Source organism: Pseudomonas sp. MF4836 (assembly GCF_002018875.1).
In the GTDB taxonomy this organism is placed as follows: Bacteria; Pseudomonadota; Gammaproteobacteria; order Pseudomonadales; family Pseudomonadaceae; genus Aquipseudomonas.
Map to the genome: position 1 here is coordinate 1 of NZ_MVOL01000001.1, position 12,305 is coordinate 12,305.

General features: G+C 66.1%; 12 protein-coding genes. 5 read left to right on the forward strand and 7 right to left on the reverse strand.

What is annotated here, in order from left to right:
* Positions 1–136: 136 nt before the first annotated feature.
* The 4 genes from MF4836_RS00005 to MF4836_RS00020 form a co-directional block, all read right to left on the reverse strand.
* Positions 137–679 carry a hypothetical protein gene (locus MF4836_RS00005; RefSeq protein WP_078468519.1) on the reverse strand — a complete coding sequence of 181 codons (543 nt, stop codon included), beginning with the start codon at positions 677–679 and terminating at the stop codon, positions 137–139.
* Between the two features lie 271 nt (positions 680–950).
* Entirely contained in the window at positions 951–1,841 is an 891-nt protein-coding gene (locus MF4836_RS00010; RefSeq protein ID WP_078468520.1) for a bestrophin family protein, read from the reverse strand.
* A gap of 109 nt (positions 1,842–1,950) precedes the next feature.
* A complete protein-coding gene (locus MF4836_RS00015) occupies positions 1,951–3,354 on the reverse strand; it encodes a sensor histidine kinase (RefSeq protein ID WP_078468521.1) in 1,404 nt (467 codons plus the stop codon).
* The gene (locus MF4836_RS00020; protein WP_078469115.1) at positions 3,351–4,013 is read right to left on the reverse strand and encodes a response regulator; all 663 of its coding nucleotides are present in this window, start codon (positions 4,011–4,013) and stop codon (positions 3,351–3,353) included. The genes MF4836_RS00015 and MF4836_RS00020 overlap by 4 nt, the downstream gene beginning before the upstream one ends.
* A 171-nt stretch (positions 4,014–4,184) precedes the next feature.
* Between MF4836_RS00020 and MF4836_RS00025 the strand changes: the two genes are divergently transcribed.
* The 5 genes from MF4836_RS00025 to MF4836_RS00045 are packed head-to-tail and all read left to right on the forward strand — an operon-like array spanning position 4,185 to position 9,010.
* Positions 4,185–4,451: a PepSY domain-containing protein gene (locus MF4836_RS00025; protein ID WP_020296694.1), complete on the forward strand. Its 267-nt coding sequence runs from the start codon at positions 4,185–4,187 to the stop codon at positions 4,449–4,451.
* Positions 4,451–4,996 (forward strand): cytochrome b/b6 domain-containing protein, encoded by a 546-nt coding sequence (locus tag MF4836_RS00030; RefSeq protein ID WP_078468522.1) that lies wholly within the window; start codon positions 4,451–4,453, stop codon positions 4,994–4,996. The genes MF4836_RS00025 and MF4836_RS00030 overlap by 1 nt, the downstream gene beginning before the upstream one ends.
* A 45-nt stretch (positions 4,997–5,041) precedes the next feature.
* A complete protein-coding gene (locus tag MF4836_RS00035) occupies positions 5,042–6,337 on the forward strand; it encodes a sialidase family protein (protein WP_078468523.1) in 1,296 nt (431 codons plus the stop codon).
* Complete coding sequence (locus tag MF4836_RS00040) at positions 6,337–6,960, forward strand: hypothetical protein (protein WP_078468524.1); 624 nt, start codon at positions 6,337–6,339, stop codon at positions 6,958–6,960. Before MF4836_RS00035 ends, MF4836_RS00040 begins: the two co-directional genes overlap by 1 nt.
* 16 nt (positions 6,961–6,976) lie before the next feature.
* Positions 6,977–9,010, forward strand: a complete 2,034-nt coding sequence (locus tag MF4836_RS00045; RefSeq protein WP_078468525.1) for an LTA synthase family protein — start codon at positions 6,977–6,979, stop codon at positions 9,008–9,010.
* 121 nt (positions 9,011–9,131) lie between these two features.
* On the opposite strand, the gene MF4836_RS00050 is transcribed toward MF4836_RS00045, so the two are convergent.
* The 3 genes from MF4836_RS00050 to MF4836_RS00060 all read right to left on the reverse strand — a co-directional run bounded on the left by MF4836_RS00050 (position 9,132) and on the right by MF4836_RS00060 (position 12,259).
* Positions 9,132–10,550, reverse strand: a complete 1,419-nt coding sequence (locus MF4836_RS00050; RefSeq protein WP_078468526.1) for an amidohydrolase family protein — start codon at positions 10,548–10,550, stop codon at positions 9,132–9,134.
* A 40-nt stretch (positions 10,551–10,590) separates the two neighbouring features.
* Entirely contained in the window at positions 10,591–11,319 is a 729-nt protein-coding gene (locus MF4836_RS00055) for an ABC transporter permease (protein ID WP_178102904.1), read from the reverse strand.
* Positions 11,320–11,416: 97 nt separating this feature from the next.
* On the reverse strand, positions 11,417–12,259 hold the full coding sequence (locus tag MF4836_RS00060; RefSeq protein WP_078468527.1) for an ABC transporter ATP-binding protein: 843 nt from the start codon (positions 12,257–12,259) through the stop codon (positions 11,417–11,419).
* Between the last annotated feature and the right edge of the window lie 46 nt (positions 12,260–12,305).

Sequence of the window (12,305 nt, forward strand, 5' to 3'; positions counted from 1 at the left end):
GGTCATGGTGGCGGCCACGGCGGTGGCCCGGGGGGTTACGACGGCGGTGGTCGTGGCGGCCCCGGTGGTGGTGATCGCCGCTGAGTGCTGAAACCTGGGATGGCGGCCGTGAGGCCGCCATTTTCATGTGCCCGGGTCAAAGGTCCTTGGGCACGGTAAGGGGCAAGGCCATCACGGGCGCATCGGCCAGGCGCCGTCCAGATTTCTCCATCAGGTACCCGACAATCTCCTGGGAGGTCATTTCGAGCTGTGACAATTCCGGATCCTTGAACCAGTCGTCCGGCCAGAAGATCAGGTCCGAGGCATTGGCATTGGCAAAGTTGGTTTCCAGCAGTTGCAGGGCGTAGTTCACATCCGAATCATCGCCGCCGCTGGTGCAGACAAAATCAGCCAGGGCGCAGGCCTCGTCGAAGCTCAAGTCGGCAACGTACTTTTCCTGATGAAACGCCGAGCGGATGAAGTCATCGGCATCGGTGTAGCTGTGGAAATCACGAAACTCATAGAATTCGAACGGCCGGCTGGCGAGGCTGTTCCACTGCTCGATCAGCGCGATGATTTCGGGATCGTCTTCATAGCGGCTCTGATCGATAAGGTGTTCCAGGGCTTCGAGCAGGGTGTTCATGGTGGCCCGTTGTTGCGGGTTCGGGCGTAACGGTTGCAGCCGATCCGGAATGGCCATGCAAGGCTCCTGTGCAGCGAAATAAATAATAATGCCAGTACGAACACTGTCCTGTGGCGAGGGAGCTTGCTCCCGCTCGGCCGCGCAGCGGCCGCAAACCTTGAACCCGCGATTAACCTGCAGGAACGAGGTTGTGGCCATTGGGGCGGTTACGCCCCGGAGCGCCGGTCGACCCAGCAGGAGCAAGCTCCCTCGCCACGGGTGATTTGTCGCAGTATCGCAAGCGGCAGCGGGCGCCATGCTACCTGAGCGCCGCGGCCAGGGGCAGGCATCAGCCGATCCGATCGCCACCCAGTGCGTCGCGCTGCATCGATTGAAGGTTGCGCTCGATGGTTTCGCAGATGGTTTCCATCTGGATCTGGTGTTCGCTGGCACGAAACGGGCTTTGCAGGTCGGTGCCGATGCGTTCGATGGCCAGCAGCATAAAGCCGACCACGGTCGAGGCCAGCGGGGTGTACCAGCCCAGGGACTCCACCAGGCCCACCGGCACGATCAGGCAGAACAGCGAAATAAACAGCCGTGGAAAATACACATAGGGGTAGGGCAGCGGCGTGTTGGCGATCCGCTCCATGCCGCCCTGGCTGTTGGACAGCTCGACCAGGGTGGTTTCCAGCCGCGCCAGGCGAATGCTGTCCAGGCGCCCGGCCTTGTACTCCTTGGCCAGCAGCGCCGCCGAGCCATTGAGAATGTTGTTGGCAAAGTTGTTGGTGGCGCCGCTGCGGGCAAACTCCTCGGTGGGAATGAATGCCCGCACTTCATCCGGGCACGGCTGGCCCTTGAGGTGCGCCGCCAGGCAGTTCACATAGGCCACGTGACGGCGCAACAGGGTGGATTTCACCGGGTTCACTTCGCTTCCCGGGTCATCCAGCAGGGTCAGCACTTGCCGGGCGAAGCTGCGGGAGTTGTTGACCATCGCCCCCCACAGCGTCCGCGCTTCCCACCAGCGGTTATAGGCGCTGCTGTTGCGAAAGCTGATCAGCACCACCAGCGCCGAGCCGAGCAGGGTCAGGGGCATCAGCGGCAGGTTGATCTTGCTGTTGAGAAACAGCATGAAGTCCACGGTGACCGCCACATCCCAGATCAGCAGCCAGAACAGGGCCCAGCCCACGTAGCCCAAGGTCTTGATGATCAGGCGGTATTTTTTGACGATGGCAGCGTTCAAACGGGAACCTCGCAACGGGCGGTAAGCATCAATGCCCTAGCTCGGACGCCGGTTGCCGGGGAAAGGTTCGCCGGCTGCCGCAATCAATGATCCCGAGGCCTGAATCGTTTCAGGCCGGCTGCGGCGCTGCACGCCCCACGGCCTGGGGGCTGGCCGTCAGCAGCAGCCGCGCGCACAGGCCACCTTCGGCGCGGTTATGCAGCTCCAGCTGACTGCCGATCTTGCCGGCGATCATGTTGACGATCGCCAGCCCCAGGCCCGCGCCGTTGGCATTGCCCTGGCTGTAGAACCGCTCCAGCAGCCGCGCCCGGTTCTGTTCGTCGATGCCGGGGCCCGAATCCTCGACGCTGAGGTGGATCGCCCCCGACGCCTGGGGCTGCACCCGGACCCAGACCTCGCTGCCCGGCGGCGAGAAGTTCAGGGCGTTGGTCACCAGGTTCTGCAGGGCGATGGCCAGGGCCACCGGGTCGGTGTCGACTTGGCACGTCTCGTCGCCGTCCAGCACCAGTTCGACGTCCTTTTCCAGGGCCAGGGGCGTCAGCTCCGCCAGCTCCTCGCGGACCAGGGCGGTGAGCTGCACGGTGCTGCGGGTGGGGTTGTTCAACTGCGGCTCGATCCGCGCCATGGTCAGCAACTGGCTGCCGATGCGGGTCGCGCGGTCAACCCCGCTGACCAGAAAGTCCAGGGCCTCGCGCCGCTGTTGCGGGGTGCCGGCGCTCTGCGCGTTTTGCGCGTGGATCCGCAGAATCGCCAGGGGCGTGCGCAGTTCGTGGGCGGCATCGGCGATAAAGCGTCGCTCGCGTTCGAGCAGGGTGTCGATCTGCGCCAGCAACTGGTTGAGGGCGGTGTGCATCGGCTCCAGGTCCCGGGGCAGGGGCTTGAGCTGCAAGGGTTGCAGGGTTGCGGTGTTACGCCCGCGAATCGCCTGGGCCATGGCCCGCAGGGGTTTCAGGCCCCAGCCGATGCTGAGCCAGATCAGCAGCGCCAGCAGCGGCACGCCGATCAGGGTCGGCCACAGGGTGTGGCGCATGATGCGCTGGATCAGGTCCTGGCGAATGTCGTCGCGTTCGCCGACCCAGATCAGCAGCCCCTGCTGGTCGTCGGCCAGGAGGAAGGCGCACCACTCGTTGCCGTTGTCGTCGATGTCGTGGGAGCCGAGGGTGGCGGGCGGTGCCTTGAGCTCCGGGGCTTCGGCGGAGCGCACCAGCAACTGGCCGTCGCTGCGCCAGACCTGGAACGTCAGGCGGGTTTCGTAGGGGTGGGCCACCCCGTCTTCGCCGACCCGGCTCATGGCCTGGTCGAAGGCCTGGTACAGCCGGTCCCAGTCCGCCTCGCCGGGGTCGCGCTGGCGCAATACGCCTTGCAGCAGGCGCGCGCTCTGCGCCAGTTGGGCGTCGTACACCTCTTCGATTTCATGGTGGCTGTCGCGCAGCACCAGCCAACTGATCAGCACATCCCCCAGCAGCACCAGGAGCAGCACCGGCAGCAGAATCCGCGCACGTACCGAATTCATGGCTTGAGCTCCAGCACGTAACCCACGCCGCGCACGGTGCGGATCAGCTCGGCGCAAAGCTTTTTGCGCAGGTTGTGGATCAGCACTTCCAGGGTGTTGCTCTCGACCCGGTCCTGCCAGCCGTACAGCGCCCGCGACAGGCGCTCGCGGGTCACTACCTTGCCCGGGCGCACCATCAATTGGTGCAGCAACTGGTACTCCATGGGCGTGACCACGATGTCCTGGCCCTGGTAGCTGACCTGCTGCGTGGCCGGGTCGAGGCTGACCCCGGCGTGCTCCAGCAGCGGCTGCGCCCGGCCCTGGCTACGGCGCAGCAGGGCGCGGACCCGGGCCTTGAATTCCTCGACATCGAACGGCTTGACCAGGTAATCGTCAGCCCCGGCGTCCAGCCCGGCGATGCGCTCGGCGGTGCCGTCACGGGCCGTGAGGATAAGCACCGGCAGGTCGTGCTGCTCGGCGCGCAGTTGTTGCAACAATTCCAGGCCGTCGAGGCGCGGCAGGCCCAGGTCCAGCAGCAACAGGTCGAAGCTCTCGGTGCGCAGGGCATGCAGGGCGCCGAGGCCATCCTGCAGCCAGTCCAGGGTGTAGCCCTCGGCGCTCAAGGCCACGCGAATACCCTGGCCCAGGGCACGATCATCTTCGACAAGGAGCAGGCGCATGGTGGGGTCTCGGTAGGGAAGCAGGCGCTGGAACGGCGGCATGATGACGCCAGGCGTGGCGCTCCGGCAGTGCCTTGTGTCGGGAAAGATGTAACGGCTCGTTGCCAACTAAGGTTGCCCTAAGCTTGGTTTTGCACAGTGCGATCTCCCTCATCAGACGAGAGCGTTCCCATGCGTAAAATTCTCCTGTTGTCCCTGATCATCGCCAGCCCCCTGGCCGTTGCCGGCCCGCAATGCACCACCGCCGAGCGCTCGCAATGGCAGGACCAGAAGGCCTTCCAGGAGCAGCTCAAGGCCCAGGGCTACGAGATCAGCAAGTTCAAGGTCACCGACGGCAACTGCTACGAGATCTACGGCTTTGACAAAGACAAGCGCAAGGTCGAGATCTACCACGATCCGGTGACCGGCAAAGCGGTCAAGACCGAGATCAAGGGCTGATGCCAGCCGAGTCCCTGCGCCTCTGGGACCCCGTGGTCAGGCTGTTTCACCTGTCCATCGCCGGGGTCTTCGTCGCCAACTACTTCTTCAATGAAGCCGGTGACGACTGGCACATCTGGCTCGGCTACTACGCCATGGCCTGGTTGCTGGTGCGCACAGTGTGGGGATTTATCGGCCCGCGCAGTGCGCGCTGGGCCGACTTCTGGCCGACGCCGGGCCGGCTCAAGGCGCACTTGCGCTCGCTGCTGGAGCGGCGTGCGGCCCACCGCCTGGGCCACTCGCCCCTGGGCGCGCTGGTGATGCTGCTGATGCTGCTGGCGTTGCTGATCATCGGCCTCAGCGGCTGGGCCATGGAAGAGGTGGATGCACTGTGGGGCGCCGACTGGCCGCTGCTGGTGCATGAAACCACGGCCAATGTGCTGCTGGGCCTGGTGGGCGTGCATGTCTGCGCCGCGCTGTACGAGAGCGTCCAGGTGCGCGACAACCTGCCGTTGTCGATGCTCACCGGTCGCCGTCGACGCCTGCCGGATGACGCCGCGCCCTGACTGTTGTTTCCCTTGTTCCCACCCTGCATCTGCAACGGGCTCCTTATGCGTGTGCTTCCTGATCGCCTGATGTCTATCGGCTGTGGCCTGCTTCTGCTGGGGGTGTTCCTTGCCGCCTGGCGCAGCCATCCGCCCCATGAGCTGGCGCCGTTTGCCGAGGCCGGCCCCGCGACCGTCGCCACGGCGGCCGAGGCCCGCCCGCAATACAACAGCCGCTTCGTGTCTTCGGAACTGAATGATTTCGTGCACTCGTCCTCGGTCACTGCCTTGCCCGGTGGCGACCTGATGGCCGTGTGGTTTGCCGGCTCCCGGGAGGGCGCCGCCGACGTCCAGGTGCGCAGCGCGCGCTTTGACGCCAAGAGCGGCGAGTGGGGCGCGGAACAGGTGTTGGCGACCCGGGAAAGCACCCGCACCGGCACCCAGCGCTACATTCGCAAGCTGGGCAACCCGGTGATTGCCCTGGCCCCGGATAACCGCCTGTGGATGTTCTATGTCTCGGTGTCCGTGGGCGGCTGGGCCACCAGTGCGATCAACGTGATGTTCTCCGACGACCTTGGGCAGCACTGGAGCGCGCCACGGCAACTGATCACCTCGCCGTTCTTCAATATCAGCACCCTGGTCCGCGCCGCGCCGGTGTTCCATGCCGACGGCTCCATCGGCCTGCCGGTGTACCACGAGTTCATGGGCAAGTTCGCCGAGTACCTGTACCTGAGCAGCGATGGCCAGGTGGTGGACAAATTCCGCATCAGCCGGGGCAAGAATTCCCTGCAGCCGACCATCGTGCCCCAGGACGGGCGCCGCGCCATCGCCATGCTGCGTTACGCCGGCGACAACCACCATCGGGTCCTGGCCAGCCGCACCGAAGACGCCGGGCAGACCTGGAGCGAGCCCTATCCGCTGGAGCCGTCCAACCCCAATTCGTCCCTGGCCGCCGTGGGCACCGCCGACAACGGCTTGCTGGTGGCCCTCAACGATCTGCAGGACGGGCGCTTCAAGCTCAGCCTGTACGGCACCGATGCCGACCTCAATCAATGGCGCAGCCTGGTCGAGCTGGACCAGTCTCCCGATCCCCTGGGCCAGCCGTTCTCGCCCGAGGCCTACAAGGAAATCATCGGCGAGGGCTTTCGCGCCTCCAGCGGCGCCCGGCGCCTGCCTTTGGAACAACGCTTCCTGAGTAACCTCGACTACCGGGTGTGCAAGCCCCGGGGCTGTGATTTCGAGTACGAATACCCGTACTTCAGCCGCAGCGCCGACGGCATGTACCACCTGGTCTACTCGTGGAATAACACTTTTATCAAACATGTCAGCTTCAACGAGGCCTGGCTGGCGGAGCGCCTGTGATGTTTTCCCTGTGGCAAGCCCATCTGAGTTTTATCCTCCTGAGTTTTGTCCTGCTCGGCAGCCTGCGCCTGACCGCGCCCTGGCGGCCCTGGCTGTTGCCGGTGCTGGCGCTGGTGAGCTTTGTACCGATTAATGGTTTGTCGCTGGCCGCCTATGTGCGCAGCTTTACCGATGATCTGGCCATCAGCACCCTGGTGTTGCTGGGCTGGGTCAGCCTGCTGCGCCTGGGGGTGGTGCAGCCGTTGCCGTACGGGCAGCGGCTGCAGGTGGTGCTGCTGTTCGGGCTGCTGGCCCTGAGCCTGTACCCGGCCACCCTCGGCCTGACCTATGTCGATCCGTACCGCTGGGGCTTCAACCCGCGACCGATGATTGTGCTCATGGGCGCGGCGGCGCTGGTGCTGCTGTGGCTGCGCAACCCCCTGGGCGTGTGGATGCTGGGGGCGGGCACCCTGGCTTTCGCGCTGCGGCTCAAGGCTTCGGAAAACTACTGGGACTACCTGATCGACCCCTTGCTGGCGGGCTACTGCCTGGTGGTCGGGTGCGGCTTGCTGGCTGCCGCCGGCTGGCGCTGGCTGCGGCGGCGCCCGCGGGCCGGGGCAGGTCAGTTGAAACCTTCGCTTTGACAACACAGAGGTAAACATGGGGTGGTTGCAATCACGCCGCCTGCGCTACGGCGTGGGCGCGATCGGCTTGGTATTTGCGGTGCTGGCGCTGTTGCGGCTGGTGTTTGTGCTGGGGTTCTCCGGGATTGACCTGGCGGCCGCCGAAGACAAATCGCCGCTGCTGCAAACCCTGGGCATCGGCCTGCGCTTCGACCTGCGTCTGGCCCTGTTGCTGATGCTGCCCCTGGCGCTGCTGGCCTGGCTGCCGCGCTGGAACCTGCTGCGGGTGCCGGCCCTGCGTTGGCTGGCCCGGGGGTATCTGCTGCTGGTGCTGGGGGCGGTGGGGCTGGTGTACATCGTCGATTTCGGTCACTACGCCTACCTCGGCGTGCGCATCAACGCCACGGTGCTGCGTTACCTCGACGACGCGCAGATCTCGCGGCAGATGGTCTGGGAAACCTACCCGGTGCTCTGGATCAGCCTGGCTTGGCTGGTCGCGCTGGGGCTGTGGTTATGGGCCCTGGTCAAGCTGGAGCGGCTGACCCTGGATCGCCCGGCCCGGCCCATCGGCACCCTGGCCGTGGCCTCGGCCGCCGTGGTGGGGGTTGTCGCCGTGCTGCTGGCGCTGCTGGGGCGGGTGGAAAAGCTCAACCTGGAAAACCCCGTGCCCCTGCGCTGGAGCGATGCGTTTTTCTCGGGCAACAGCCAGGTCGCGGCCCTGGGCCTGAACCCGGTGCTGTTTCTGTACGACACCCTCAAGGCCGGCCAGGCGCAATTCGACGAAGCCCAGGTGCGCCAACATTACCCGGCCGTGGCCCGCTACCTGGGGGTGCAGCAGCCGGATGCGCAGCGCCTGAACTTCAGCCGTGAGCAGGGCGTGCAGCCTTACCGAGCAACGGGGCAACGGCCACCGAATGTGATCTTCGTCATGCTCGAATCCCTCGGCACCAGCGCGGTCGGCGCCTACGGCAACCCGCTGAACCCGACGCCCAACCTGGACAAGCTGGCGAGCCAGAGCTGGTTCTTCAAACACTTCTACGTGCCGGTCACCGGCACCGCGAAAACCGTGTGGGCCAGCATCACCGGGGTGCCCGACGTCACCCGCCAGGAGACCGCGACCCGCCACCCGCTGATCACCCGCCAGCACAGCCTGATCAATGCGTTCGAGGGCTATCAGCGCCTGTACATGATTGGCGGCAACGCCGGCTGGGCCAACATCAATGCGCTGATCCGCCAGAGCATCGACGGCGTGCAGCTCTACGACGAGAGCTACTGGAAGTCGCCGCTGGTGGACGTCTGGGGCATCTCCGACCTCGACCTGTTCAAGGAAAGCGACGCCCTGCTGCGCGCCGTGCCCAAAGACCAACCGTTCTTCGCCTACCTGCAAACCTCGGGCAACCACCGGCCGTTCACCATCCCCAAAAGCAACGACGGTTTTGAGGTCAAACAGCTGACTCTGGAGCAGGTGCAAGCCGCCGGCTCCCGCAGCCTGGAGCAATACAACGCGGTGCGCCTGCTGGACTTCAACATCGGCCGGCTGATGGACATCGCCAAGGCCGGGGGCTACTACGACAACACGATTTTTGTGTTCTTCGGTGACCACAACACCCGCATCAGCCAGATCCCGCACATGGCCCCGGCCTTTGAACAGCTAGGGCTGGAAAGCAACAACGTGCCGCTGCTGATCCATGCCCCGGGGCTGTTGCAGCCACGGGTGATCGAAGAAGCGGTGGGGCTGGCTGATCTGCTGCCCACGGTGGCCGGCATGGCGGGCATGTCCTTCACCAACGGCGCCATGGGGCGGGATATTCAACAGCCAGCGCCGGAAGGGCAGCGGGTAGTGCCGTTGGTATTAAGGGAAGGGACCTTCCCGGTGATCGGCGGCGTGACCCAGGACTTCCTGCTGCAAATGCAACACGACGGCAGCGGGCCGACCCTGCATGATTTGGCCTCACCGACCCCACGTGACGACGTGGCCCAGCAACACCCCGAAGAGTTTCAGCGGTTGCTGGAACTGACTCGGGGGCTGCACGAAACGGCACGCCTGATGCTGTATAGGAATGTGCGTTAGTTGTAGCCGCTGCCGAGGCACGAGGCTGCGCTGGCCGGTGCAGACGCCGTGGTGTGTCAGGCATATGGATAGCGTTCTCAAGGGCCAGCGTCCGAACGCGGCCCGAGTCTAGCGGCAGCGGCTACAGGTTGGTTTGCAGTCGGCGTACCGCGTCGCGGGCCTGGGCGCCGAGTTCGGCGAGGTCGAGGTCGGGCAACTGGTCGTTGTCCACCGTCAGCCGCCCGCCCACCAGCAAGGCGCGCAAGGTCGGGCGGCCGCCGCCGACCACCGGGCCGATGGCCGGGTCGTGCAGGCCGAAGTAGCGCGGCTGGTCCAGGCGGTAGATCGCCAGGTCCGCCGCCATGCCCACCTGCAGGCTACCCACCGCGTCCAGGCCCAATACCCTGGCCCCGCCCGCCGTGCCCCAGCGCACCACGTCCTCCACTGTCGCCGCGTGGGCGCCGCCTTCTTCGTCACCGCCGGCATAACGGGGGCGGGCCCGTTCACCGGCCTTGGCCCGCTGCATCAGCCAGGCAGCGTGGGTTTCGCTGATCATGTCGCAGGCCTCGTTGGAGGCCGCGCCGTCGACGCCGATCGACACCTGCATCCCCGCCGCTTCCATGGCCACCACATCGGCGATGCCGCTGCCCAGGCGGCCATTGCTTTGCGGGCAGTGGGCGATGCCGGTGCCGCTGGCCCCCAGCAACTGGATCTCCTCGGCGTCGAGCTTCACCAGGTGGGCGAGCCACACGTCCGGCCCCAGCCATTCCTGCTCGGCACAAAACGCCACCGGCGACAGACCGTGGCGCTGCTGCACCTCGTTTTGATACTCCACGGTTTCGCTGAGGTGGCTGTGCAAGCGAATGCCCAGGCGCCGGGCGACCCGGGCGGTTTCCCGCAGGTGCTCCGGGGGCATGGAGTAGGGCGGACTGGTGGGCGCCATCACCACCCGGCGCCAGGCATCAGCGGCCGGATCGTGGTAGCGCCGCACCAGACGCTCGACGTCGTCCAGGTACTGCGTGAGGGTTTCCGGCCCCGCAGCCGTCCGGCCTTCGGCCTGACGCACCTGCGTCGCCCCGCCCCGGCACAGCACAAAGCGCAGCCCCAGGCGTTCGGCTTCCTCGAACAGCACCTCGGCGCTGTCGAACTGCATGCCCGGCAGGTACAGGTAATGGTGGTCGGCGACGGTGGCGCAGCCGGAGCGCGCCAATTCCACCAGGCCGATGCGCGCCGCCAGGCGAAAGCTCTGCTCGTCGAACAGGCCACGGTAGCGATAGGGCACCGCCCCCAGCCACGCCCCCAGGCTCTGGTCGATGCCGGCGGGAATGCCCTTGAGCAGCGACTGGAACAGGTGATGGTGGGTGTTGACCCACGCCGGATAGACCACGCAATCCCGGGCGTCCAGCACACGCTCCCCGGGCAACGGGGGCAGGGCACCGAGGGCGGCAATGCGGCCGTCGATGATGCGGATATCCGGCCCGGCATGGCGCGCGGCCGCGCCGGGCAAACCGGTGAGAATCGCGCTGGCATTGCGCACCAGCCAGCTGTGTTGAAGGTTCATATGAGGCTCCATGCGCCGCACTTGCGGCGGACTCAAAAGGTTAGCCGAATTCGCTTTCGTGCCAATTGCGCAGGCTCAGGCGGGCGAGCAGCGCCATCAGGCTGAACAGCGCGACACCGGTCAGGGCGATCAGCACCAGGGCGGCAAACAGCCGGGGAATATTCAGTTGGAAGCCGGCCTGGAGAATCTGGTACGCCAACCCGGCGCCGGTACCGCCGGTGCCGGCGACGAACTCCGCCACCACCGCGCCGATCAGCGCCAGCCCGCTGGCAATCCGCAGCCCGGCAAAGAAACACGGCAGGGCACTGGGAATGCGCAGGCGCAGCAACACCTGCCAGCGGCTGGCGCGGTTCAAGCGGAACAGGTTGAGCAGGCCGGGGTTGACGCTGCGCAGGCCGAGCACGGTGTTGGCGATGATCGGGAAGATCGCCACCAGGGTCGCGCAAATCACCAGCGCCACCGTGGTGTTGCTGCACCAGATGATGATCAGCGGCGCCACCGCCACCACCGGGGTGACCTGCAACAGAATGGCGTAGGGAAACAGGCTGGCCTCCAGCACCCGGCTCTGCACAAAGACAAAGGCCGCCAGGGTGCCGATCAGCACCGCCAGGGCGAACGAGAAGAAGGTGATCTTCAGGGTCATCCACAGTGCGCCAAACAGCATCGGGCCATCGCTGACCAGGGTGCGACCGATGTCGGCCGGGGACGGCACCAGGTACACCGGCACCTGCCAGGCCACGCAAGCCAATTGCCACAGGCCCAGCAACACGGCGCCGAGCAACAGCGGCGAGACGATGCGCAAGACCGTGGGGTGACGCAACCAGGGGGTAAAGGATGGGCTCATGATCGGGCTCTCGGAAAGGAACTCAGCAAGGATCGCCATTGGCCTGGGCCAGCAGCCGGGACAGATGCGCGCACTGCTCGATAAAGGCCGGGGAGGTGCGGTAGGCCTCGTCCCGATGCAGCGGGCCGTCGATCGCTACATCGGCGATCACCCGCCCCGGGCGTGCGCCCATCACCACCACCCGCGACGACAGGTACACCGCCTCGAAAATGCTGTGGGTGACAAACACCACGGTCAGGTCGCGGCTGGCCCAGAGCTGGCGCAGGTCACTGTCGAGCTTGTTGCGGGTGAACTCGTCCAGGGCGCCGAAGGGCTCGTCCATCAACAGCAGGTTGGGCTCGGTGGCCAGGGCCCGGGCGATGGAGGCGCGCATCTGCATGCCGCCGGACAACTCCCGCGGGTACACCTGGCTGAAGCCGCCCAGGCCCACCAGCGCCAGGGCCGCATCGACCTTGGGCTGGCTCTGTTCCTTGGGTATGCCGGCCAGGTCCAGGGGCAGGCGCACGTTGTCGCTGACCCGGGCCCAGGGCATCAGCGTCGCCTCCTGGAACACCATGGCCAGGCTGCGCCCCGGGGTGTGGGTGGCCGGACGGTCCTTGCCCCACCAACGCACGTGGCCGGCGGAGGGTTGCTCCAGGCCGGCGAACATCTTCAGCAAGGTGCTTTTGCCACAGCCCGACGGGCCGAGCAGCGACACGAACTCGCCGCGCTGGATCGCCAGCCTGACCCGGCTCAAGGCGTGGGTGCCGTTGCTGTAGGTTTTTTCCACCTGGTTGGCGAACAGCGGCGTTTGCACGCCGACGCTGTCGGCGGCGGGCAAGGGCTGTGGCTGGGCGTTGGCCCGGGTAATGGTCTGCATCAACATCGCGCTCTCCCCTGAGGTCATGAGCGGCTGGAAAAACCCCGGCGCA